The sequence below is a fragment of the Pseudomonas sp. D1-1 genome (assembly GCF_051132225.1).
Classification (GTDB): Bacteria; Pseudomonadota; Gammaproteobacteria; order Pseudomonadales; family Pseudomonadaceae; genus Aquipseudomonas.
This window is the reverse complement of record NZ_CP071676.1, coordinates 2,987,577-3,009,713: the sequence shown is the minus strand read 5'-3', so window position 1 is coordinate 3,009,713 and position 22,137 is coordinate 2,987,577. Positions and strand designations below refer to the sequence as shown.

Here is a 22,137-nt window from a genome sequence, read left to right as displayed (position 1 = left end):
CTTGGACGAAGACCTCGATATGGACCCGGAGCGCCAGGCGCTGGAGCGTGTCATTGGCCTGCTCGGCCCCTTGCGCCAGCACCGCCAGGCCAGTGCCGAGCGTGCCCGCGGGCGCCTTGCGCGGGAGCTGGCGAAGTTGCGCGAGCAACTGCTGGCGAGCGAAAGCTCAATGGACCAGGAACGTACCAATCAGAAGCGCAAGCGGCGCGCCTTAGCCGATACCCACCTGCAAACCACCCTGGAGCTGGCGGATATCGACCGCTGGCACGAAAAGGAGCGGCGCATGCTCGATCGCCTGGCACAGATCCGCCAGGACGTCAGCCAGTTGCGTTTGCATATCGAAACGCAGGAGCAGTCGTTGCAACAAGCACAACTGGACGTCAAGGCGCGACAACGTGCGGTGGAAAAACTGGCCTGCATGAGCGAGACACTCAGTGAGGAATAGGTAAGAAATGACCACTCCAATCAAGCAATCGCTGCCCCAGCGCCCCGCTGCGCCGACACCTTCCGCGGCGGCCACGAGACCCAGTGCCGCGGCATCCTCGACGCCGCCGGGCAGGGCTGCAGAGACCCAGCGCAACCGTACGGGCGATCCCGGTTCTGCCAGCGACGGCACCAGGCAGCTGAGTGCCGACGCGATGTTGTTCATGCAGATGCTTGTACCGCCGCCGCCCGCCTACTCGGGTGACCAGGGCAACTCGGGTAATGGTTCGAGTTCGTTCTCGATGTTTGCTCCGCTCGACGGGATACCAACGCAGCTGATTGATGAACTGGCCGTGCAGCTGCCGCAACACGGCAATCGCCCTTTCAGCGCCACCTTACTCATGCCCAACCTGGGTAAGGTGCAGATCCGTGCCCAGAAACGGGACAGCCATTGGGACATCGAGCTGGGCCTGGAACGGGCTGACGTGCTGGAGCGACTGAGCAAGCACCATGGCGCCTGTCAGCAAGCGTTCGCCCAGGCGTTGGAGCACGACGTCGAGCTGCGGCTACGGCCGACGGGGCATGCATGAAAAAACTCAGCCTGCGGCGCCTGTCCAGCACAGCCTCAACGGCCTCCCTGGCGTTGGGGCGCGGCCGTTTTCTGGAGTTCACCAGCGGTGCTGAACAGATACGCATGACGCTCGGCCCGCTGGCACCTTGGGGCGTCGTGGCCGGCGAGCGCCACACAGGTTTTTCCAGCCGACACGGTCCCTTGTTGTTATCCAACGCCAACGCCCTGCTGAGCCTGTGCGGAGAAGTTCCGGTTCTTGCCACCGAGCCGCCGCAAGCCTGGTATTGGCAGTTGATCAATCAACAGCTGGCTCCCGGGCTGTGCGACCTGCTCGCCCCGTTGGAGCCACTGGCCGACGAGCCACTGCTCGACGATCGTCAGCAGTGCCGGGTGTTGATAGAGCGCGGCGCCGAAACGGCTTATGGGGTGCTAAGCCTCGGTGCGGCAACCCTGTTGCAGGTGCTCGATAACGGACCTTGGCGATTCATCGAACACGTCGTGCCAGAGCATTGGGCCCTGTCTCATCCGGTCATCGTTGGCCGCATGGACTTGCTGGCCAATGAGCTGCGCTCGCTACGTCCGGGCGATGTGCTGCTGCCCACCGACGCGGTCTTCGACATCCAGGGTCGGGGAAACCTGCAGTTGGGCCACCAGCGGTGGTCGGTGTGTACCGAAGACCGGAATGATCACTTACAGCTCAGGCTGATTCACGAGGAAGGTTCCATCAATGAGCAATGACCGGCAGGATGAAGATCCGTTGTACGAATTCGACAATAACGATGAGGTGCCAGCCCAAGAGGCAAATGGCAAACAGCAGGAACAGCCAGGGCTGGCGCTCGCAAGCGACGAGCCCGCGCAAGACGCCGCGCCGCAGCAGCCATCTCCCCTGTCCGGCCTTACCCTGGCGTTGACCGTGCGGTGTGGCGAAGTGCGGCTGAGTCTCGAAGCGCTCGGTCGGCTGGCGGCCGGTAGCGTGGTCGATGTAACCGGCATGGCGCCGGGCGCCGCGACCTTGTGCCATGAAGACCGGGTGGTCGCCTACGGTGAGCTGGTGGACGTGGATGGACGCTTGGGCATGCAGATCACTCGCTTGGTATTTGATCAATGATTCTGGATGGCATGAATCCGATCATGCTCGTGCTGTTTCTGGGTGCGCTGTCGCTGATCCCCTTGTTTTTGATTGTCTGCACCGCATTCCTGAAAATTTCCATGGTCCTGCTGATCACGCGCAATGCCATCGGCGTGCAACAGGTTCCGCCCAATATGGCGCTGTACGGCATTGCCCTGGCGGCGACGATGTTCGTGATGGCTCCGGTGGCGTATGAAATCCAGCAACGGGTTGCCGACAACCCTTTGCAGTTTGGCACCGCCGAACAACTTCAGGCCAGCGTAGACACGGTCATCGCGCCACTGCAAAACTTCATGAGCCGCAACACCGACCCGGACGTCCTGGCTCATCTGGTCGAGAACACCCACCGTATGTGGCCTCCCGAACTGGCCGAAAAAGCCAGCAGCAAGGACCTGCTGCTGGCGATTCCGGCGTTCGTATTGTCGGAACTGCAGGCCGGGTTCGAGATCGGCTTTCTGATTTACATTCCGTTCATCGTCATTGATCTGATCGTCTCCAACCTGCTCCTTGCGCTTGGCATGCAAATGGTCTCGCCCATGACCATTTCGTTGCCGCTCAAACTGCTGCTGTTCGTCCTCGTCCAGGGCTGGACGCGATTACTCGACAGTCTGTTCTATTCCTATCTGTGAGGCTGCCGTGGAAGCGTTGGAGTTGTTCAAGCAGGGCATGTACCTGGTGGTAATTCTTACGGCGCCGCCGCTGATTGTCGCGGTGCTGGTGGGCGTATTGACGTCCCTCGTGCAAGCCTTGATGCAGATCCAGGACCAGACGCTGCCCTTTGGTATCAAGCTGGTTGCCGTGGGCGTGACCCTGGCGGCAACCGGCCGCTGGATCGGTGTCGAATTGATCCTGTTCATCAATATGGCATTCGACCTGATCGCTCGCACCGGAGGCGCCGTTTGATGCCGTTCAATGCCGAGTATCTGTTCGAACTGATGCTCGGTATCGCTTTAGCCATGGCCCGGATCCTGCCGTGCATGATGCTGGTACCGGCATTTTGCTTCAAATACCTCAAAGGGCCGCTACGTTATGCCGTGACCTGTGCGGTTGCGATGGTTCCGGCGCCGAGCATCGGTCGGGTGCTGTCCGGACAACATGATAACTGGCTGATGATCGGTGGCTTGTTGCTCAAGGAAATGGTCCTGGGCGTGCTGTTGGGGTTACTGCTGTATATGCCGTTCTGGATGTTCGCGACGGTCGGCGCGTTGCTCGACAGCCAGCGCGGTGCACTCAGCGGCGGCCAGATCAACCCTTCCCTCGGGCCCGACGCGACACCGCTGGGCGAGCTGCTGCAGGAAGTGCTGATCATGCTGGTCATCCTCTCCGGCGGCCTGTCGCTGATCACCCAGGTTATCTGGGACAGCTACATCATCTGGCCGCCCACCGCATGGCTGCCGATCATGACGGTGGAGGGGCTGGACATATTGCTTGGCGAACTGAACAGGACCATCCAGCACGCATTGTTGTATGCGGCGCCGTTCATAGGGCTGTTGCTGCTGGTCGAGGCCGCTTTCGCCATCGTCGGTCTTTATGCCCAGCAATTGAATGTTTCGATTCTGGCGATGCCGGCCAAGAGCGTCATCGGACTGCTGTTTCTGCTGGTGTATCTGCCCACGCTCCTGGACCTGGGTAACGCCGAGCTTGAGCGCTGGTTCGATCTGAAATTTCTGCTGAGCCTGCTGGTAAAAGTCCCGTGAGCGAAAAAACCGAAAAGGCAACGCCCAAGAAAGAGCGCGACGCGAGGGAAAAAGGCCAGGTTGGGCAGAGCCAGGACCTGGCCAAACTGCTGGTGCTGATGGTGGTCAGCGAAGTCTGTCTGGGCATGGCCGAAGAAAGCATGACGCGCCTGCAGCACCTCACCGAATTACCCTTGCGACGATTGAACGAACCCTTCACCAGCACGGCCGTCGAGCTCGGCGGCACAGCATTGTGGACGCTGATTTCCTTCATTGTGGCCAGCGTCGGCGTGGCGATCCTGATACGCCTGGCCGGCACCTGGATGCAGATCGGTTTTCTCTTTGCCCCCAAGGCCCTCGAGGTCGACCTCGGCAAGCTCAATCCAGTCGGCCAGATCAAGCAGATGTTCTCTAAACAGAATCTGATGAACCTGTTGCTGAGCATCCTCAAGGCACTGGCCATTGCGATCATTCTGTATGTCTCGATCATGCCCATCCTGGGCAAGCTGGTGCTGTTGGCCGACACCGATCTCGTTACCTACTGGCGCTCGTTGCTGGAGGTATTTCAGAGCATCTTGCGCAACACCCTTGGGCTGTTGCTGGTAATCGGGATGGTCGACTTTGCCCTGCAAAAATATTTCCACGCCAAGAAGTTGCGCATGAGTCACGAAGACATCAAGCAGGAATACAAGCAGTCCGAAGGCGATCCGCATGTGAAGGGTCATCGCCGTCAGCTGGCGCACGAATTACTCAACTCCGAACCCAGCACCGCCCCCCGGCCGGTCGAGGACGCCGACCTGTTGCTGATCAATCCAACCCACTACGCCGTGGCGCTGTTCTATCGGCCAGGCCAGACCCCTTTGCCGCTGATCCATTGCAAAGGACAAGACGATGAAGCACTGGCGCTGATCAAGCGCGCCCAGATCGCCAGGATTCCGGTGGTCCAGTGTGTCTGGCTGGCGCGCGCGTTGTACACCGTTCGTACGGGTCGACATATACCGCGGGAAACCCTGCTGGAGGTCGCGCACATTTACCAGGTCATTCGCCAGCTTGATGAGGTGACAGAGGAAATCATCCAGCTCGAAACCCACTGATCCATCCGTGCGGTCATAAAACCTTAATATCTGCGCGCTTTAATGGTGGTCAAAACTTCTGGAAGTCTACCCCATGCATTCGTTCAGCTCGCGGTCCCGATCTTCGGGATCAATCCCGCCCCCAGAGCAAACGAGCACATGGTTGTCCGAGGCTGCGGAGCGGCTCGGCATCCCCTCTGCCCAGGCACGAACATTCGCCCGCAGCACCCAACTGTCATTGCCGGGGATGACCTTGCAATTGTCACTCTGGCAGACGTCTCCGGCTCAACAATGGGTAGCGTTTGGCCTGCTGTCACGGCCAGGCGGGTTGCCGGTTGAAGCCTGGAGCGAGTTGCTGCTGCGGTCCAATTGCGCCATATCGGCGATGAACACTAGCAGCGTGAGCCTGAACGACAGCGGTGACGCCTTGCTCGTACTGCGCCTCACCTCACAACCGCACCACCAGCGCGAGATGCTTGCCGATGAGCTGAGCGATCTGTTGTCCATCGCCGAAAGCCTCGTGGCGGGCGCTACCGCACTGCAAGGTAACAAGAGCGGGGCAACTGCACCCGTCAGCACGATGCCCAAGCAAAATGAGCGCTCCGCGCAACAGGCGCAGGCGGCGATGAATCGGCAATGGCATCGTCCAGTGCTGATCGCTGCGCTGCAACATTTGGGTGTCGCCGTCCCACCCGTCGAGCAGATCAAGACTGTCGGTGTCATCCAGGCCAACGGCCGTGTCTATGAAGTGATCGCTGACAGTGATCACCAACACCTGCTCGTCAGTACACCGCTGCCCACCTCACTGATCACGGCGACCCAACGCGAACGCGCACTACTGGCCAACCTACACCTGATGATGCTGACGCAATGTGCCGTGGTTCTCGCGCCGCACGGCAGCGCGTTACAGGCGCGCTGGAACAGCGCGGGGCTGGACGGTCAGGCCTTCGCCGAATGGCTGCTGGATTTCGGCCAACTGGCGGAAAGCTTCCGGCAGACCTCGGCCATTGGTACATCAAGGAATCTCGCATGGACCCGATAGCACCGAACCTGGGACGTACCCTGCCGGATGCTCAAGTCGAGCTTCGGCACCGCCATCGCGGCGCTGATTTGAATGCCTTGGAGCGTGGCGAGGCACCTGATCACCTGCCTGCCTTCACTTCGCGTGCCCGCGCACATGTGGCGGGGCTGAGCCAGGCCTTCCATCGCGATTACCTGGCGCCGGCAGGCAGAGCCACGGGCGCGCTATGGGAAAGCGCCAAGGAACACAGCGCGGCGGTGGGCAACAGCGTTGGACGAGGGGCAAAACTTGCATTGAGCGACAGCCTGGCCAATCTGCCCTCCTCGCGTACGACGCTTGCCGCTGCGGGCCATACGGTCCAACAGATGGTCAACTGCGGAGCACCTACCTATCTACGCGAGTTGGCATTCATGCATGCCTACAGTGCGCTGAACGAGGGCCTGGCGAAAAAAAGCCCAGGGGCAATGCTGGCTTTGCAGGCCGCCGTGTCATTGACGACCATTGCCACCCAGCTCTATGTGCGCCAACCGCGCCTGGATCGTCTCGCGGCCGACTCCAGCGATGCGGTACGCGGGCACTTCGCCCTCAGCGAAGCGAAATGGAACGCTCTGCCCCCCGATAAACAGGACGCGCTGCGGGGACAGATGAAGCGCGATTCGCGCAACATCACGCGCAACCAGGTCGTCGCGGAAGCGCTTTACCTGGGCATGGGCGCCATGGGCGTTGCGCGTGGTGATGGTGCGCTGAGCGCGAGGGTTCTGGCGACCCAGTTACGCGACGTGACCTATGCCCTTTCTCGCGAAACCATGCAGGCCACCTTCAGCATGACCGCGCCTCAGGACAACACCAAGACTTACGGGGTCGACGAGGACAATATGCCAACGCTCGGCTGGGCCTACGGTGCGATGACCCTGAGCATGGGTTTCATGCTTGACTCGATCAGCGAACAGGTTCTACCGCCAGGCCAGACACTGACGAGTCCGGCACTGCTCGGGCCCGATCAGCAACCGTTGCTGGGCGAGGCACTGGCCTCCTCCATCCAGTCACTGGCCGGCACCCGAGCGGCGTTCAACACGGTAGTGGCAGCCCTGGACAATCATCTGCAACGGCATTTCGACACGCGCCAGGTCGGCACCAACCAGGAGTTGAAGCCGAACCTGCCGCTCAAGGACTATGGTCGGGTTCTCGATCAATCGCCGGCCCGTGTTGCCTGGGTCAGCCTTGCTGGCGCAATCAATATGGCCACCGGCGAAGCACTGCGCGACAAGGTCCCGCCCGCTCTTTCCGGTTTTCTCGGCAATCTGGGGACCGCTGCGGCCATGGGGCTGGCCTATCGCACGGTCAACCAAACGTTTCAGTCCCACGCTAGTGTGCGCAAGGCCGTCGACAAACAGTCGACGACAGCTGCCGCCGGGCAACAGCCAGCCTGACGCGCAACGCTACCCCGAGCGGCCGACAGTTCGGAGAGTTGTAAAAGGAGGGAAAAATGCGCCAGCAAACGTCGCTGGCGCATTTGATCGCAGGTCAGTCCAACGGGCTCAAGCCTGCCAACAACAACTGATGTCGGCAGATATCATCGAGCACCGCGCGACCTTGGGTAGACGACGGCACCGCATGCCACACGACGAAATCGCGGTGGGCATCGAGGAACAGAAAGTAGTCTGGGAACAGGTAGGACTGCGTGAAGCGCCGCTCCAGCGCCTCACGCAATTGCTGGGGCTCCAGCGCGCGACTGTCGATGTGCAAGGCGATGCCCCAATCATGGTGCTCATGGCGACTCACGAAAGAAACCCCCGCCGCTACCGGCCATATCGCTGTTTGTCCAGCAGCAACCTGTTCGTAGAATTCCGCTTTCCCCGACACCTGCATCATGATGCTCAATCCCGCAGTGGCACGATAGTATAGTCCGTGGTCTCCCGCGGATTCTCCAAGCCAGTACGCATGTCCGCTGGCCACCAGATCACCAGTTCCCGGCTATTGGAGTCCGGCCGGTCGCAGGACGGTCCCGAACAGCCGCCCGACGCTGTCGAGCAACCGGAGAGCACCACACACAGAAGGCCGCACCCAGCCCAGTTCATCTTGCTCATTGGGTAGTCTCCTTGAGTAACGAGTCGCGAAGGGGCGCGTTGCTCCTGAGCGACTGGGGATTACGCAACGCGACATATACTTCGCTCTGTTCCCCAGGCTGCAACCAGGCGCGAGGCCATGCACTGACACCCAGGACCCAGCGCCCGCCACAATTGCTTTCATCGATGCGCAGCGGTTTATCGCCAGTATTACGCGCGACCACCACGCCGATACTCCAGGCATTGCGCCCATACCACTGGCTGCGATCGGCATCGATGACCAGGCCCTGCTGCGTCGCGCATAAAGTCGACGGCGTGAACAAAGGCTCGTTACTCGGCGTAAAGCCAGTCGGTTGCACGTCACTCAACAACTGAGTGAACGCGCGCTGAATCTCAACTCGGGTGGGTTGCCCGTCGCCATGGCGCCCATTGATCCGCTGGCCGGCGGAGTCGATATCTTCCGGGTTGCCGCTTTCGACATAACGTGCCGGGTCAACCTGGTTGCCCACCAACCGAGGCGTCAGAATGAACAAGCGTTCAATCTTGCTGGTGCTGCGGCTGCTGGAGGTGAACAGCAATTTTCCGATCAGCGGAATGTCACCGAGCCAAGGGATTTTGCTGACCCTGTCGCTCGATTGCAGAGAATGGAAACCACCGACGACCAACGATCCACGCTCGGCGATGACCGCCTGAGTGCTGACACTGCCGTTTCGCACGCTGGGTTTGGTGCCATCAAGCAGTGATGCTTCGATTTGCCCGTCCTCGATATCAAGGATCAACTGCACCTGCGTCTTGCCGTTGTGCTGCATCGAGCGCGGCACCACTTGCAGGCTGGTTCCGGCAGTAATCGGCTGGATATCGGCGACCCGCTCTCCGGTCGCGGTGAGGAACTCGGTCCGGCTGAAATCGATGACAGCGGGCTGGTTCTCCAAGGTGAGGATCGAAGGATTGCTGATCACCGTCGCCGCCCCCTTGGCTTCAAGCGTACGGACCGCCAGGGCGAATCGCCCGGCGTTTTCGGCCGACAGCGTGGAGCTGCCGGATTCAAGCAAGGATCCCCTGACATTGGTCCCTCCGGCCCAGACATTCCAGTTACTGGACAACTCGGCCAACTCGTCGCGGTCGATGTCGTAGATCACTGCGTCGATTTCGATCAGGTTGCGCGGCACATCAAGCTGCTTGACCAGATTCTCGTACAAGGCGCGGCGTTTGGGCGAATCGTAGATCAGCACCGCATTGTTGCGGACGTCGGCTGCGACCCGTATCCGCGACCTGCCAGCGGAGCCGCCCTTGTTCTGAGCGCCGCCGGCGCCGGCAATCACGCGATCCAGGGTTTGCTGCAACTGATCATCGGCCAAGCCGCCCAGCAAACTCGGAGTACCTGCAAAGCTGCTTCCGCTGCTTGCCCCAGCGCCCAGTCCCGCGCCTTGCAACACATTGAAGACGCTACCTGATCCGCCTTGCGGGCGGCTATCCAGCAACTCCTTGAGGATCGTGGCTACCCCTGAAACGGTCAGCTGTTCATCACGGTAACTGATGGTGCGATCAGCGGCGTTTGCGTAACGCAAGGGCAACACCACGACATCCTGCTTTTCCTCGGGTTTGTCGACGTTACTGCTGTAGTCGCGAATGAACTGAACATACCGCGCGGGCCCGCTGACCAACACCACGCCCTCATCCGGCAGGACACCCCAGCCAAATCGTGAATCGAGCAAGCCGAGTTCAGTCAGTGCGCCTTTGAGGTCATCAACGGCGTCCGGGGATACCTCGATTCGCTCGGTTATCTGGTCACGGGCCGCGCTGACGTACAGCGTGTTGTTGTAGACGAACCACTGAAATTGATGCTGTTGGCCCAATCGATCCAGAAACGCCTGCGGGCTGTCCGCGCGGATACGCCCCTCAACGACCCCTTCGACGGGATCCATTTCAAGGCTGACGCCAAACTCTCGGGAAAATGCTTCAAGAACACTGGAAAGCTCGCTCTGTTGCGCGTCGAACGCATAGGCCGTTTGTTTCCACTCTGGCGGTATCGCCGCGAGCGCCGGGGCGCTCAGTCCCAATAACAGCCACGGTAACCACCGGTAGGCCTTATGCATATCACACTCCAGTGTGCCAATTAGTTGCTAGACGGGACTCGGCCGAAGGCGAGTCAAATAAGGTTTTATGCATCAGGCTAAGCATGGCTGCGCGCTGATTGGCCAGGGTCTCTAGCACTCCCAGCAAGGCCTCGACCGAACCGGGCGGTGACATCCAGTACACCAGCACCAAACACTGGCTTTGCGGGTCGGTACCCAACGCCCCCGGACAACGGCACGCAACGCTTGCGCCACCCTGTGCCAGGATGCCCATCAATCGATCTGGCGCGCTGGCGTCAAACGGATCCAATACGTCGATGCTGCAGCGCACTCCTTCTTCAACCCAGGCAAGCTGCACGTTCGCACCGTCAACCCAGCAATCCAGAGGTGCGACCGAACGGTCATCGAGCCACCGGGTCAGTCCCGCGCTGAACTCACTGAATTCCATCAATGATCGCTTTGGTCATGCCGTGATGAGCACGCATACCCTCGCTCATGACAACGGTCGCGGTGGCCACTGATTGGCTCGCTTGAGCGAAAGCCCTCATGTCTTCAGGGTTGCCGCTCTCAGCAGCAGCCAATGCTGCATCATTCGCCGTTTCATGGGCGTTGGAGAAATTGTTCTCCAACTGGTTCTGGACGGATTTAAAGTTGATCATGCAGGCATCTCCTTGAGATTTACGCAATATGAGTGGCGACGCCCGTCTTGCAGGTTCCAAAAAATGGCGATTCAAAATAAACAGGATTGCCGAAGCGTTAAATTGCCGTGGCCCGGAATGAGCGTTGTAGACCGATCCAATCAACGTCGTACTCGCCGGCGTCGGTGCTCAGACGAATGGACTGGAGCGGCATCGTAATGTCCTCTCTCAGTTGCCAAAGAGCCGAAGCGTTGTCGGCTGCAAGCCAAGCCTGCACTTCGCTGAAAAGCTCTGGATGGCACCTCAAGGTGGCGCTACCGGTGGGGTATGCACGGGAAGCCGCCAGGTGCTCCAGCAAGATTCTGGCACGCTCCTGGGGCTGGAACTCATCGAACAGCCGGTCAATGACAATGTTCAATAATTCCCGGCAAACATCAATCACACTGTTCCTGCATTGCTGACGTTCTGCCTCAAGCGCTTGCAGAAAACAACTGGCCTGGCCCCAGAACTCAGCGAGCGCTTGATCCAGATATTCCTGCCGCAGGTTTTCCGCCTGCAGCACCAATGCATCCGCGTCGGCCCGTGCCTGCGACAGCACATCAATGGCTGTCCGGTAGTCGGCGAACCGTTCTTGACGAACGATCAACTCGCTCCCCAGGGGGTGATCGCCCAAGGACAAATTTCGGCGAACTAACATTTTCGATGCCCAACCTGCGTATCGTTCATGCCCGAACCCGCCACAATACAGATCGCCACAATGCATCGAGTTTGCGGGAGGGAACGTTAAAAGCCGGCTCCAGTGTTGTCTCAGGTGGCCACAACAGGCGCAAGCGCGACCAGCATCGCTCGCCCAGCCAACCAGCCAGTATTTCGCGTGGGTCGGTGACCTCTTCAGTCAACCACAGCCCCGGGCGTAGCGCCTTGGCTATACCTCGGCACCAGGACCACTGCGCATAGGACAATTGATCATCTGCCGCGGCAAAGCAGATTGCGCGCACCAGAGCCAGAGCCTGCAACCTTTGTGCTTCTGTCAAAGACAGCCATTCGATTACGTTGGGCTGTGGCTCGGGCGGCGCCGAGGGAGGGATGCCCAGCAAGGTCAGCAACGCATCGTGTCGGCTGCGCCAGACGCCCATGCAAACATCAAAATCAATCCCCCGTTGCTCCCACACGCTGGACTTCCACTTCGGGTGCATCCAGCGCCATGTACAGCACCACCACCCGACCCATTGCTCATCGATCATAGCTGTGCGGGCAAACCGGTTGGCCGACGCTTGGCGCGCAAGCGCGCAAACAATGCCTGGCGCCAGTCCGGACGCAACATCAGGACCCCGCCCCCCGCGATGGACACCAGGCACAGCGGCAAGGTGACGACCATCACCCACCAGAATCCGGCATCCTCGCTGTCAATCAGAAACGGACCGAAAGGCACCAGATGTTCCGGATCCTGAAACTCCACCGCCGGCACGAATACAATCGAAAATTTCTTTGCCGCGCTGCTGTCCTGACTCATCCCAGGAATGCTGCTGGCAACCATCTGTTGAATACGCCCGCGGACACTGTCCGGATCCAGCGTCGACGCCGCATACTTGATGAACACCGAGGCGGAAGCCGGCTGAACCGGCTCGCCCGGCGCGATACGCTCCGGCAAGACGACATGCACGCGAGCGACGATGACCCCGTCGATCTGGGACAACGTCGACTCCAACTCCTGCGACAGCGCATGGATATAGCGGGCACGCTCTTCCAGAGGCGTAGAGATGACCCCTTCCTTCTTGAATATCTCTCCCAGGCTGGTCCGTGTCTGATGCGGCAGACCTGCTGCATCAAGCACCCTCACCGCGCGGTTCACATCACCGTTGGCAACGATTACGGTGACGCCGGCTTTTTCCATCTCCTTACGGGCCGCGATGTGCTCCTGGGCCAACTTGGCGATCACTGAGTTGGAGTGCTGCTCAGTCATGCCACTGAACAGCACGGTGTCGTCGCTGCATCCGGCGAGCGCGAGCAACGCCAGAACGGTTAATAAGCCGGGTACTTTCACACAGAACCTATTGCAGATTGGTCAGTTTATCGAGCACTTGTGCGCCTTTGCTCACTACCTTGGTGGTGAGTGCCGTTTGCAATGAATATTGGGAAAGGGTTCCACTCATCTTCAATATATCCATCGGATCCGTGGAAACCGACGCGGACTTCATTGCGCGCTCAGCCTGATGCGAGAGTTCGGCTTGGCCGGCGAGGCGATCCGAAATGGCACCCATCAGGCTACTTGCCAGGCCAGCAGGTTCATGATTGCCGCGCATGGCATTGTCAAACAGATCTACATCGGCCTGGGCGGGAGCGGAAACCATCTCCAGCTCATGTTCTGGGGCGACGCCCCTGAATGAATTCACATTGGAAATGGTCACCGGGTTTCTCCTGTGGAACGTAGACGACGGGATATCTGAAACGGCGTACAGGCCTTAAGTTACGCTGGCGCGCATCACGTCGAGGACGTTCTGCGCGGCATGGGCAGCGGTGTGTTCGCCTTGATTCATCGCGAGGCCGGACGGCGAGTCGGAAGCGATTCCCAACCCTAGCTGCAATCCTTGTTGAAAACCCTCCATGCCTTCGCTACCTTTTATCATCTGGCGCACTTGCTCAATATCACTCATGCCCCCACTCGTTGGCGCAGGACTGCTGCCCAAGCCACCTTGTCCTCCCGCCGTCACCCCGGGATAATCAGTTCTGCTCCCCGAGCCTCCCGTGTGCTGAGCCACTTGTTCAATCGCCTGTTTGAATTTGGCGGTTTCCCCCGTTGACAGATAGTTGTCCTCATCCAGCTCTTTACTCCAGGAACCGGAATCTGGCGCTCCAAAGGTGGCCTTGTTCTTGTCCATATAATCAGCCACTTGCTGAAGCAGTGGCTTGTCAGCCTTGGAAAAGGTCGTCCCGTCGCCTTTGCGTTCCAGTGCGTTATTCAACGCGGACTGAGCCAAGCCGCCCACCACTTGCCCCATGAGGTCTTTACTGTCCCGGCCTCCGGCATTGGCAATGAAGTTGCTACCCATCTTGTCTTTAACAACGTCCATCAGGGCGTTCTTCAAGGTCTCTTGAGGATTCGATGCCATACCCATTAGACCCATCCCGCCCTTCTCGGACAGTTTGTCCTTGACCATCTTGCCCAAGGGGCTGTCAAAGTCTGGCTTGCCGCCGGACATCATGGAGTTCGCAAGCTGCGAAACTACGCCTGACAATGAGGGCGAGGCGTTTGACGAACCGGTATTTTTTAACGGCGAAATACCAGAATTAACTATTCCGCCGACAGCTTGTGCTGCCAAGCCTATAACAGAATTCAGCATGTTCAGACTCTCACTGATATTAAACGCTTAGACCGCAACAAGCGGTCGGACGGGGGCTATTAATAGCTAATGCCTTTCATCGTCTGGGCGACGTTCGAAATAGACTTGTTCGCCGTATCGGCTTGAGCCCCGGCAATAGAGGCCATGGTATTCTGCATCAGGTTCTGCTCAGCCGCCTTATTCTGCAGCGCAATCATCTGAGCCTGTTTTTTGTCCATGCTTTCCATTGCCGCCACTTGTGCAGACGCGGCATCACCCCCGCCAGACATACGCGTCGCTTGAGATTGCTGCGCAGCGTTGCCTTTAACATCATTGACTGCTTGCTTGGTACCTTGAAATGCATTGGTGCCCGCAATTGCGGCATCGGTAATGTTCGCAAAAGGATTACTAGACGAGATTTTTCCGACCATGACAAGACTCCTCACATGCTAGCGAGATTGCTAGGTAATAATGGGTGGAAAGTTCTCCGAATCAGGTTCCAGATTTTTTTCAAGCAAAGATGCCTTGCCGAATACATCCAACGATTTGATCCGGTGATAAAGGGTTCTACGGGGTATGCCCAATTCCACACTCGCCGCATCAATCGAGTGCCCGTGACGCTTGAGGGCTTCCTGGATAAGGATGCGTTCGATAGCACGCATTTGCGCCTTGAGCGTGCGCCCCTCGATCTCCGTGCCTGAGCCTAGGGTTATCGACGCCAGCCCCAGGACATATCGCTTGGCCGCCGATTTCAGTTCACGGATATTGCCCGGCCAGGGATGGCTCAGCAGTGTCTGCATGAGCTCGGGAGATATGGGTTTCGGTGCGCACCCCAGGTCTTGCCCAGCTGCGTTCACGAACTGGGAAAACAGTGGAACGATGTCTTCGCGATGGTCACGTAGCGCTGGCAACTGGATCGTCAGCACATTGAGGCGAAAATACAGATCGCGCCTGAACTCACCCCGCTCCACCAACTCGGCCAAGGGCCGCTGGGCCGAGGCAATCACACAGATATCCAGTGGAATGACCGTGGTAGAGCCCAAACGCTCGATGGCTCGCACCTCAAGGACACGCAGCAACTTGGCTTGCAGGCTGAGTGGCATGCTGTCGATTTCATCGAGGTACAAAGTCCCGCCCTGCGCGGCCTCGATATAGCCCTTGCGCGAGCGATTGGCACCGGTGAATGCGCCGCTGACCACACCAAACAATTCACTTTCAGCCAATGATTCCGGGATTGCCGCGCAGTTCATCGCGACGAAGGCACCCTTGCGCCCGGACATCAAATGAATGCGCTGAGCCAGGGTGTCCTTGCCGGTCCCGGTCTCTCCGCAGAGCAACAGATCGACGCCAAGCAGTGAAGTACTTTGGGCAATGACCTTGATATCAGGCGCTTCGGCCAGGTTGTCCGGCCCGCAGTAAAAGTAATCGCACACACTCATATATTCCCCGTGATCGGCCCTACTTTTACGACCCCGTCGCAAGCACGAGGCGAAGCATGGCCATAAACTGCGCGATCATTAATTATGAACGCAGGTCGGACAGACCCGTTACACCAAGCCTGACGACTGCACGCGCATGGCGCCTACAGTCTATTTATTGTTCAGATGCCCACGGCAGATCCGAAAGTGCGTGTGTGACGAGCGCTGCGACCAGTTATTCCACCGAGCGTTGCTGATATTTTTCGAAACAATTTGAATGGCCATTTGATGCCACGGTTGCGCGTCAGTATTTCATGGCCGCCACGAGCACTTCTTATTGAAAGCCATTCAAAACAACAAGTGCTTTTGGGCGGCAGAGAATACCGCTCACCCAAAGCCTGTCAATCACCGTTGTCATTAACGGTAGGACTTCACAGTTCGGATACAACGCGGTTTGGACCGAAGCGCTCGAGAAAGTTCGATATACATTTCACGCTTGAGGTTATTTTTTAAAAATACATGGAACCTGGTCAATGCCCTGCACCACTCACTACTCGTGACAGTTCGACGCAATAAAACACAATGACCACCCTACAAATAGCTCAGAGAAAAAAAATGAATGAGCGCTATCATCGTTTGGTTACAGATATCTGCCAGCTCTCTCAGATCCCCTTGGCTGCAATTGATTTAGAGTTGGTTCAGTTAAGCGTGAAAGGCATTGACTTCAGCTTTTCCAACTTGGCAGATACCGTCATGATCCACGCGGACTTCGGTCCGTTACCAGTCCGCCGCAGAGAAGCCATCTTGCTTCAGCTCATGAATGTCAACTTTCATTTGTTTGGCGGAGACAGCCCCTGTTGCTTTTCACACAACGATGGCACGGGCCAAGTGCAGTTCAGTTGCACAGTGGGGCTGACCCAGATTGGCGCGCCTCAGTTCGTGCAGTTGCTGGGCCATATCGCTGAGTATGCGCAATCATGGCAGCACAGCTATTTCCTCGATGAGGGCTCGAAGCGCGAAGCTTCAGTGCGCACCAATTTGGGGGGCTTATGATAGGTCCCACACTGCCGGCAGGAAATTTTCCCCTCTTTACCCCAGCCGGATCACAGCCGACCCATATCGCCTTGACGCCCATGCGTCCTCGCGCGCGCGCCAACAACCCTGCCCCACAGATCCATCCGCTGCCACAACCTGGGCACCCCTCCCGCGCGCTTGCCAGGGAGGCTGCGCAATTGGCGCCCCGCCTGGGGCAGCCCGGCTTTGAGGGCACGGTAGCCAGGCAGCGCATGGTTCTGGAAGGTAAATATCTGCAGGAGCACCCCGATATTCCCTACGCCGATATAAGTAACAAGCTATTTGCGAAGGCCAATGGGAAAGCGCCCGCATCCATGACCGGACGCTTACTGGCCGATGCCAAGCAAGCGCAACAGACGCTGATCCACGAGTTGGAAAAGCTGACTGAGGATCCACAACGTCCACCGGATCTGGAGGCATATCACAAGGTGCTGACGGAGGCAGTGCGCGCGCAAACCGATTTGCTGGGCGCACACGTCGCTCTCTACGAACAGGCATTGACCGATCCACAACTGTCGACCGCCGACAGACAACACATAGAACGTAGCGAAAGCGCCTTCGCGCGTCATGCCCAACAGACCGTGGGCCTGATACCAGGCGCGTTGAAAACGGCCTTGACCAAAGCGGACGCAACGGTCAGCGCACTGAAGCAACTGAAGCAACCGTCAGAGGAATGGGAGCATATCAGCACGATGCTCAGTGACCTGGTCGAGCACACCTCAGTCGATGGAGAATTCAAAGATGCGCTGGATAACGCCAAACTTCCCGCCGAGCTTCAGAAGCTCCATCAGCACAACGACGGCTGGGTAGCGACTGCCAAGGCCGCGGCCGCAGGCGCCATGCCCCAAATGCTCGCGTCGGGCCTGGCGTTCGGCTTTGCGCGCGCGGTCGTAGAGTCCGCGGTCCCCGACCTGAAGGCCCAGGCATTCGCTACCGCGCCCGTGATGGCGGCGGCACATGAAGTAGGCACTAACCTGCTTAAGCCCATCAGCCAGGAGATGATGGGCGGGTGGTCGCTAAAACCGGTGAAAGCGTCAGAGGTCATTCCAAACCCTAACCCGCGCACTATTGTCGATGGCGAGCTCCAGCCCCTGCCCATCGAACAAAAAGAAATCGCCATGCAGGAGGTTGATGAACAGCGCAGCCGCCATCTCAACGCCCAGCAAGCCAACAAGAATGGAACCGGCATTGGCGAGGCTGAAGCCTTCGGCGCGTTTAGCCTGGCACAAGGCATCCGGCAAGCAATAGGACTGGCCAAGCCGCATATTCCTGTGGAGCAATTTGGTCCCCGCACGCTGGCCTCCATGGCAGGCGGCCTGTTCATGGGCGGCCTGCAATCGGCTGCGCAACTGCGCAGTAGCGTTCCGGACCGACGTGGACGCGAGCTGCCGACCCACACCTTCAAGGAAGTCGACGAACCGTTGGCGAATCGCTTGGCTAAAGCGGCATCGGACGCGGTGTTGGCCAGCGACCCGAGCAATCCTGAGGTTCGTCAAAGCCTGTTCAGTAAAACCTATGGCTCACTTGCCGGACTGGGCAGCGCCATGGGCGTCAGCTTCGCGGCAGGGCGCTTTGACTCAGACACGCCGGTGAAGCAGTTTGGCCAGGTGCTTTTGGCCGCGTTGGGCTCGCCTGCTCTCCTTATTCCTACCTATGCCGGCTTTCAAGCCGGTGCTGAGACCAAGGCTTATCAGGCGGCACTTGAACAGGAGCGCAAAGCGCAGGAGTTGCCCGGGCCGGGCGCCCCCGCCCCGCCCCCCGCGTCCAACTTCCCGCGGACACAAACGGCAATCCAGAACTTCCTGTCGCCCGACCGAGCCGACCTACCGCATGGCTCCATGCCAGGAACCTGGGGCAGAGTTGCAGAAAATACCTACCACCGTGTGCGAGGGGGGTTGCAGGTCGCGTCCCAAATCCCGACTGAACTCACCGAGCTTGCAATCAAAAAGGCTATCACTCGTGAGGGAAACAATGCTGATGACGAGGCGGCCCCACAACCACCTGAAGCTTTGCCGCAGAAGTGATGCGGCTCGATAGCATCCGATAACCGGACGCTTCAACCTGCCGCCCCATCCGTGCTGCACGGTTGAAGCGTCATCTATGCACCCTGTCACGCCTCCCACGGCGCCAGGCTGTCCACGTCAATGGCGTACCGGGCAATCGCCTCGACGCATACATCCGGCGCCAATGCCTGGGCTTGAACCAGCGCGGTCAGGGCACTCAGGACGATCTGATGCCGATCAACTTCGAAGAATCGGCGCAGCTGAGCGCGGGTGTCGCTGCGGCCGAAACCATCGGTGCCGAGCACCGTGTAGCGCGCCTCAACGTAGCTCGCTATCAAGGCTGGCACGGCCCGGACATAGTCGCTACAGGCGATGACCGGCGACGCATTGTCGAGCAACGCCTGCAGGTGGCTCCTGCGCCCAGGTTGTTCAGGATGCAGTCGATTGTGGCGTTCGACCTCGCGCGCGTCCCGTGCCAGCTCGGTGAAACTGGTGACGCTCCATACCTGGCTGTCGATGTTCCAGTCGCTGGCGAGCAGTTCAGCGGCGGCGATCACTTCGCGCAGGATAGTGCCAGAGCCCAGTAGCTGAACACTGCCACGCGCCCCTTTTAATTGCTTGCGGGCGAACAGGTACATGCCTTTGAGAATGTCTTGCTCGACACCGGCTGGAGGGTCGGGCTGCGGGTAGTTTTCATTCATCAGCGTGACGTAGTAGAGCTCGTCCACCTGGCGCTCCAGCATCTGGCGCATGCCGTGGTCGAGGATCACCGCAAACTCGCCGGCGAACGCCGGATCATAGGCTCGGCAGTTGGGTACCGTTGAGGCCATCTTTGCGCAAAGCCGCGTTGCATCTTTTCAGTCAGGAACGAAACAAATTTTCGTTATCTATCAGATAATCAATTTTTATTGCAAATTGTTGGCCAGTTACGCAATAGAAACAACAGCGCATCCAGTCGAAATCTATTCTGCCCGTGCGCAAACGAACCTGCCGAGACCGACGACATAGTCAAGCAACTGAATTAGAAGACCTATTTCCACCGGGTCTCAAATCAACCCCAGCGTCAGCGCTTTGAGCGTCGCAGCCGCGCGGGTGGTGCATTGAAGCTTGCGGAACAGGTTTTCCACATGGGTGCGCACGGTGCTAGGACTGATGCCTAGCTGGCGCGCCACCTCCTTGTTGCTGCCCCCCGTGCTGATGCGCCGGAGAATTTCCGTTTCGCGCTCGGACAACAGGCCAGCGGTCGGCTTGCAGGCCGCCATCGTTGCATCCCCGCGCGCCGCCGCAATGACTGCCTGGCAGGCTCGGTGTTCGAAGCGGCCCTGCTGCGCCTCGTCCAGCAGCAAACGGGCGGCGGCATCCTGCGTGAGGGCCGGCCGCCACGGTCGCTCGCTCAGCAACGCTTGCCAAGCCAGGGCTGCGGCGAGCAAGCGATGTTCACTGTGCAGCGCGTCGGCGTTGAGATTACGGAAGTAGCCACTGCCATCCAGTCGCTCGTAGGCGTGGGCCGCGATCTGGCCCGACACTGCAAGCGATGGTATCTGGCTACAGGCCCGCGACGTCCAGTAAGGCACCAACCGCACGAGCTCAAGATCGCCTTCCAATAACGCACCTGGGGTGTTCCAGACTCTATTGGGCACCGCTGCGCGGCCCAGGCCATGGATCAGCGCCGCCTGGCCAAGATGGTCGACCGAGGTCTCTGGCAGTCCGCCAAGTCTGGCGGCGTCCCGGACCAGCTCCGAAGCGCGTCGCGAATACCCTGCCAGCCACGGCAGCTTGAGATCGATCACATCGCCGACCAGCGTCAACGGCACCGATGGCGCGGTTTGCCGCGAAGTCGTGACCTGTGGCGTGCGCAGTTGCGCGAGCCAGTCTTCGGCGTGTTGCAGCATTTCAGCGGCGAGCGCTGCCGGATAACGACGATCGCTCCTGCTGGCAATCCATCGCAATGCGGTTTCCAGTCCATGCGTACGGGACAGGATTTCCAGATCTCCCGCCAGCGACACTTGATATACCACCTCCGGCACCTGGGGATGACGCAGGCCAGACGGCCTTCCCTCACCGTCGTATTGCTCGAACACATGGCGCAGCCCGTGTTCGACTTCGGCGCGCAAGCCCAATGTATGAGCAATATCACCTGACACCTCGCAATGGATCTGCGCCAACGGTGTGGACCGGTGCATCGCTCGCTGACCCGCCTCATCGAGGGTATGCGTCAACATCGCGTTGCGGCCCTCGACGTCATCGCCCAGCAGACGGGTAAAGCCCTGCGCATTGGCGGTGCATCCGGACCAGCGCAGCAACGCGACCTGGCGTCCGATCTCGGTGTGCTCGCCAGCGCCGTTGCACGCCTGTGCGAGCATCTGCACCAGCCGCGCGGTGCGGCGCGACTGATCGAACGGCTGGCCCATGCTCAGGTCGCCGACCATGGACAACGCCAGGATGGAATCTTCCAATTCGATACAGTCCGCTGCCGACATGTCGTTTCCTCTGCGCATCCGATTGAACAGTGTTGATGGCCTCGGATAAATGACCGATACCTCAGCCGCCGAGTATCGCTGAAACTGCGCTCACCCCCTACAGGAGATCGCATCATGTTCACACCCAAGGCCCTTGCCCTCACACTCGCCATGACCTGCTCACTGCTCGGCGGCGCGGTCCATGCCGCGGCGCAGCAACCTTCTGTCGTTATCGTTCACGGCGCTTTTGCCGACGGCTCCGACTGGAGCAAGGTCGTTCCGCTGCTGCAGGCGGAAGGCATCAAGGTCACCGTTGTACAAAATCCGCTGACGTCGCTGGCAGACGATGTCGCCGCCACGCAGCGTGTTCTGAACAACCAGGAGAACGACGTCGTGTTGGTCGGCCATTCCTGGGGCGGCACGGTCATCAGCGAGGCTGGCAGCGACAAGAAAGTACGCAGCCTGGTGTACGTCGCCGCGTTCGCGCCGGATGCCGGTCAAGCCAGTAAAGACCTGGGCAAGGACTACCCGGCACCGTCCGGCGTGAAAGATATCGCCGCCGACAAGAACGGTTTCCTGTACATGACCGCCGAGGGCATGGCCACCGGTTTTGCCCAGGATCTTTCCGCAGAACAAACCGCCGTCATGACTGCGACGCAAGGGCCGATCCGCGCCTCGGCATTCGATGACAAGACCAGCGTTGCTGCCTGGAAAGGCAAGCCAACCTGGTACGTCGTGGCCAAGGAAGACCGGATGATCCAGCCTGATCTGCAACGCGCTTTCGCCAAGAAGATCGGCGCCAAGGTCACCGAAATCGAAGCCAGCCACGTGCCGCAACAATCGCGCCCGGCAGACGTCGCAAAAGTCATCATCCAGGCCGTTCAAAAGAGCCAGTAACTCCAGGTTCGTTCCACGTTGAATCGAGGGAATTGCTGTTGCGTCTGAATGGATTGCCACCGGTCTCTGGACCCTGTGGCTGGACGCTCGGACGGGACGCACTTCCCTCGCAACGGTTATCGCATCAGGCGGGAGCTCATTTCGCCTTCCGACTTCGCTGCCGGCCAACGCCTGGCGACGCTCGACATCCGTTGGAACCTTTTACCTCCCTGTCGTCACTCATTGCGCAACAAACAAAACGGCGATCGCTTGATCCGCCATCGTGCCTGGCCTTACCCATCAATACCCTAGCGA

Annotated in this window: 26 protein-coding genes and 1 pseudogene; 13 read left to right on the top strand and 14 right to left on the bottom strand. The window is 59.3% G+C overall.

The features are described from left to right. The first annotated feature begins 1 nt into the window (after position 1). From J3P86_RS13560 to J3P86_RS13515, 10 genes are all read left to right on the top strand, one after another. On the top strand, positions 2-445 hold the full coding sequence (locus J3P86_RS13560; RefSeq protein WP_434698161.1) for a type III secretion protein: 444 nt from the start codon (positions 2-4) through the stop codon (positions 443-445). Between the two features lie 7 nt (positions 446-452). Continuing rightward, positions 453-1,013 carry a type III secretion system HrpP C-terminal domain-containing protein gene (locus J3P86_RS13555; RefSeq protein ID WP_434698160.1) on the top strand — a complete coding sequence of 187 codons (561 nt, stop codon included), beginning with the start codon at positions 453-455 and terminating at the stop codon, positions 1,011-1,013. Next, a complete protein-coding gene (locus tag J3P86_RS13550; protein WP_434698159.1) occupies positions 1,010-1,732 on the top strand; it encodes a type III secretion system protein in 723 nt (240 codons plus the stop codon). The genes J3P86_RS13555 and J3P86_RS13550 overlap by 4 nt, the downstream gene beginning before the upstream one ends. Continuing rightward, positions 1,722-2,102 (top strand): FliM/FliN family flagellar motor switch protein, encoded by a 381-nt coding sequence (locus tag J3P86_RS13545; protein ID WP_434698158.1) that lies wholly within the window; start codon positions 1,722-1,724, stop codon positions 2,100-2,102. The genes J3P86_RS13550 and J3P86_RS13545 overlap by 11 nt, the downstream gene beginning before the upstream one ends. Then, complete coding sequence (gene sctR, locus J3P86_RS13540; protein ID WP_434698157.1) at positions 2,099-2,752, top strand: type III secretion system export apparatus subunit SctR; 654 nt, start codon at positions 2,099-2,101, stop codon at positions 2,750-2,752. Before J3P86_RS13545 ends, sctR begins: the two co-directional genes overlap by 4 nt. A 7-nt stretch (positions 2,753-2,759) precedes the next feature. Next, positions 2,760-3,026, top strand: a complete 267-nt coding sequence (gene sctS, locus J3P86_RS13535; RefSeq protein WP_434698156.1) for a type III secretion system export apparatus subunit SctS — start codon at positions 2,760-2,762, stop codon at positions 3,024-3,026. Then, positions 3,026-3,820 (top strand): type III secretion system export apparatus subunit SctT, encoded by a 795-nt coding sequence (gene sctT / locus J3P86_RS13530; RefSeq protein WP_434698155.1) that lies wholly within the window; start codon positions 3,026-3,028, stop codon positions 3,818-3,820. Before sctS ends, sctT begins: the two co-directional genes overlap by 1 nt. Then, complete coding sequence (gene sctU, locus J3P86_RS13525) at positions 3,817-4,893, top strand: type III secretion system export apparatus subunit SctU (RefSeq protein WP_434698154.1); 1,077 nt, start codon at positions 3,817-3,819, stop codon at positions 4,891-4,893. Before sctT ends, sctU begins: the two co-directional genes overlap by 4 nt. A 142-nt stretch (positions 4,894-5,035) precedes the next feature. Then, positions 5,036-5,914, top strand: coding sequence for a CesT family type III secretion system chaperone (locus J3P86_RS13520; RefSeq protein ID WP_434698153.1), 879 nt, complete (start codon positions 5,036-5,038; stop codon positions 5,912-5,914). Beyond that, positions 5,902-7,323 (top strand): hypothetical protein, encoded by a 1,422-nt coding sequence (locus J3P86_RS13515; protein ID WP_434698152.1) that lies wholly within the window; start codon positions 5,902-5,904, stop codon positions 7,321-7,323. The genes J3P86_RS13520 and J3P86_RS13515 overlap by 13 nt, the downstream gene beginning before the upstream one ends. A 94-nt stretch (positions 7,324-7,417) precedes the next feature. Here the strand turns inward: J3P86_RS13515 and J3P86_RS13510 are convergent, their stop codons facing one another. The 12 genes from J3P86_RS13510 to J3P86_RS13455 form a co-directional block, all read right to left on the bottom strand. Continuing rightward, complete coding sequence (locus J3P86_RS13510) at positions 7,418-7,765, bottom strand: type III secretion protein HrpV (RefSeq protein ID WP_434698151.1); 348 nt, start codon at positions 7,763-7,765, stop codon at positions 7,418-7,420. Positions 7,766-7,770: 5 nt separating this feature from the next. Beyond that, a complete protein-coding gene (gene hrpT / locus J3P86_RS13505) occupies positions 7,771-7,980 on the bottom strand; it encodes an HrpT family type III secretion system protein (protein ID WP_434698150.1) in 210 nt (69 codons plus the stop codon). Then, entirely contained in the window at positions 7,977-10,055 is a 2,079-nt protein-coding gene (gene sctC / locus J3P86_RS13500) for a type III secretion system outer membrane ring subunit SctC (RefSeq protein ID WP_434698149.1), read from the bottom strand. Before sctC ends, hrpT begins: the two co-directional genes overlap by 4 nt. Position 10,056: 1 nt before the next feature. Further along, positions 10,057-10,482 (bottom strand): type III secretion protein, encoded by a 426-nt coding sequence (locus J3P86_RS13495; RefSeq protein WP_434698148.1) that lies wholly within the window; start codon positions 10,480-10,482, stop codon positions 10,057-10,059. After that, positions 10,469-10,693, bottom strand: coding sequence for a type III secretion protein (locus J3P86_RS13490; RefSeq protein WP_434698147.1), 225 nt, complete (start codon positions 10,691-10,693; stop codon positions 10,469-10,471). The genes J3P86_RS13495 and J3P86_RS13490 overlap by 14 nt, the downstream gene beginning before the upstream one ends. A 97-nt stretch (positions 10,694-10,790) precedes the next feature. Then, the gene (sctL, locus tag J3P86_RS13485; RefSeq protein ID WP_434698146.1) at positions 10,791-11,318 is read right to left on the bottom strand and encodes a type III secretion system stator protein SctL; all 528 of its coding nucleotides are present in this window, start codon (positions 11,316-11,318) and stop codon (positions 10,791-10,793) included. 76 nt (positions 11,319-11,394) lie between these two features. Next, positions 11,395-11,868 (bottom strand): type III secretion protein, encoded by a 474-nt coding sequence (locus J3P86_RS13480; RefSeq protein ID WP_434698145.1) that lies wholly within the window; start codon positions 11,866-11,868, stop codon positions 11,395-11,397. A gap of 44 nt (positions 11,869-11,912) precedes the next feature. After that, complete coding sequence (sctJ, locus tag J3P86_RS13475) at positions 11,913-12,716, bottom strand: type III secretion system inner membrane ring lipoprotein SctJ (RefSeq protein WP_434698144.1); 804 nt, start codon at positions 12,714-12,716, stop codon at positions 11,913-11,915. A 7-nt stretch (positions 12,717-12,723) separates the two neighbouring features. Further along, positions 12,724-13,080, bottom strand: coding sequence for a type III secretion system inner rod subunit SctI (gene sctI, locus J3P86_RS13470; protein WP_434698143.1), 357 nt, complete (start codon positions 13,078-13,080; stop codon positions 12,724-12,726). Between the two features lie 54 nt (positions 13,081-13,134). Beyond that, entirely contained in the window at positions 13,135-14,013 is an 879-nt protein-coding gene (locus tag J3P86_RS13465; RefSeq protein WP_434698142.1) for a hypothetical protein, read from the bottom strand. Positions 14,014-14,072: 59 nt separating this feature from the next. Beyond that, positions 14,073-14,423 (bottom strand): hypothetical protein, encoded by a 351-nt coding sequence (locus tag J3P86_RS13460; protein ID WP_434698141.1) that lies wholly within the window; start codon positions 14,421-14,423, stop codon positions 14,073-14,075. 30 nt (positions 14,424-14,453) lie between these two features. Next, positions 14,454-15,431 carry a sigma 54-interacting transcriptional regulator gene (locus tag J3P86_RS13455; RefSeq protein ID WP_434698140.1) on the bottom strand — a complete coding sequence of 326 codons (978 nt, stop codon included), beginning with the start codon at positions 15,429-15,431 and terminating at the stop codon, positions 14,454-14,456. Between the two features lie 561 nt (positions 15,432-15,992). On the opposite strand from J3P86_RS13455, the gene J3P86_RS13450 reads away from it, so the two are divergent. Continuing rightward, on the top strand, positions 15,993-16,463 hold the full coding sequence (locus J3P86_RS13450) for a CesT family type III secretion system chaperone (protein WP_434698139.1): 471 nt from the start codon (positions 15,993-15,995) through the stop codon (positions 16,461-16,463). A gap of 233 nt (positions 16,464-16,696) precedes the next feature. Continuing rightward, entirely contained in the window at positions 16,697-18,508 is a 1,812-nt protein-coding gene (locus J3P86_RS13445) for a hypothetical protein (protein WP_434698138.1), read from the top strand. A gap of 86 nt (positions 18,509-18,594) precedes the next feature. Here the strand turns inward: J3P86_RS13445 and J3P86_RS13440 are convergent. Both J3P86_RS13440 and J3P86_RS13435 read right to left on the bottom strand, forming a co-directional pair. Continuing rightward, positions 18,595-19,317, bottom strand: a pseudogene (locus tag J3P86_RS13440) (transketolase-like TK C-terminal-containing protein); the annotation flags it as partial. A gap of 216 nt (positions 19,318-19,533) precedes the next feature. Continuing rightward, positions 19,534-20,967 carry an HD domain-containing phosphohydrolase gene (locus J3P86_RS13435; protein ID WP_434698137.1) on the bottom strand — a complete coding sequence of 478 codons (1,434 nt, stop codon included), beginning with the start codon at positions 20,965-20,967 and terminating at the stop codon, positions 19,534-19,536. 114 nt (positions 20,968-21,081) lie between these two features. On the opposite strand from J3P86_RS13435, the gene J3P86_RS13430 reads away from it, so the two are divergent. Beyond that, complete coding sequence (locus J3P86_RS13430; protein ID WP_434698136.1) at positions 21,082-21,843, top strand: alpha/beta hydrolase; 762 nt, start codon at positions 21,082-21,084, stop codon at positions 21,841-21,843. Positions 21,844-22,137: the final 294 nt, after the last annotated feature.

Excerpts from the sequence above, each read along its gene's own strand:
- J3P86_RS13465 (WP_434698142.1), bottom strand. The coding sequence starts at position 14,013 with ATGCTGAATTCTGTTATAGGCTTGGCAGCACAAGCTGTCGGCGGAATA.
- J3P86_RS13515 (WP_434698152.1), top strand. The coding sequence starts at position 5,902 with ATGGACCCGATAGCACCGAACCTGGGACGTACCCTGCCGGATGCTCAA.
- J3P86_RS13450 (WP_434698139.1), top strand. The coding sequence starts at position 15,993 with ATGACCACCCTACAAATAGCTCAGAGAAAAAAAATGAATGAGCGCTAT.
- J3P86_RS13445 (WP_434698138.1), top strand. The coding sequence starts at position 16,697 with ATGGTTCTGGAAGGTAAATATCTGCAGGAGCACCCCGATATTCCCTAC.
- J3P86_RS13455 (WP_434698140.1), bottom strand. The coding sequence starts at position 15,431 with ATGAGTGTGTGCGATTACTTTTACTGCGGGCCGGACAACCTGGCCGAA.
- J3P86_RS13545 (WP_434698158.1), top strand. The coding sequence starts at position 1,722 with ATGAGCAATGACCGGCAGGATGAAGATCCGTTGTACGAATTCGACAAT.
- J3P86_RS13460 (WP_434698141.1), bottom strand. The coding sequence starts at position 14,423 with ATGGTCGGAAAAATCTCGTCTAGTAATCCTTTTGCGAACATTACCGAT.
- J3P86_RS13490 (WP_434698147.1), bottom strand. The coding sequence starts at position 10,693 with ATGATCAACTTTAAATCCGTCCAGAACCAGTTGGAGAACAATTTCTCC.
- hrpT (WP_434698150.1), bottom strand. The coding sequence starts at position 7,980 with ATGAGCAAGATGAACTGGGCTGGGTGCGGCCTTCTGTGTGTGGTGCTC.
- J3P86_RS13495 (WP_434698148.1), bottom strand. The coding sequence starts at position 10,482 with ATGGAATTCAGTGAGTTCAGCGCGGGACTGACCCGGTGGCTCGATGAC.
- sctC (WP_434698149.1), bottom strand. The coding sequence starts at position 10,055 with ATGCATAAGGCCTACCGGTGGTTACCGTGGCTGTTATTGGGACTGAGC.
- J3P86_RS13510 (WP_434698151.1), bottom strand. The coding sequence starts at position 7,765 with ATGATGCAGGTGTCGGGGAAAGCGGAATTCTACGAACAGGTTGCTGCT.
- sctR (WP_434698157.1), top strand. The coding sequence starts at position 2,099 with ATGATTCTGGATGGCATGAATCCGATCATGCTCGTGCTGTTTCTGGGT.
- J3P86_RS13480 (WP_434698145.1), bottom strand. The coding sequence starts at position 11,868 with ATGCACCCGAAGTGGAAGTCCAGCGTGTGGGAGCAACGGGGGATTGAT.
- J3P86_RS13550 (WP_434698159.1), top strand. The coding sequence starts at position 1,010 with ATGAAAAAACTCAGCCTGCGGCGCCTGTCCAGCACAGCCTCAACGGCC.
- J3P86_RS13430 (WP_434698136.1), top strand. The coding sequence starts at position 21,082 with ATGTTCACACCCAAGGCCCTTGCCCTCACACTCGCCATGACCTGCTCA.
- J3P86_RS13555 (WP_434698160.1), top strand. The coding sequence starts at position 453 with ATGACCACTCCAATCAAGCAATCGCTGCCCCAGCGCCCCGCTGCGCCG.
- sctT (WP_434698155.1), top strand. The coding sequence starts at position 3,026 with ATGCCGTTCAATGCCGAGTATCTGTTCGAACTGATGCTCGGTATCGCT.
- J3P86_RS13435 (WP_434698137.1), bottom strand. The coding sequence starts at position 20,967 with ATGTCGGCAGCGGACTGTATCGAATTGGAAGATTCCATCCTGGCGTTG.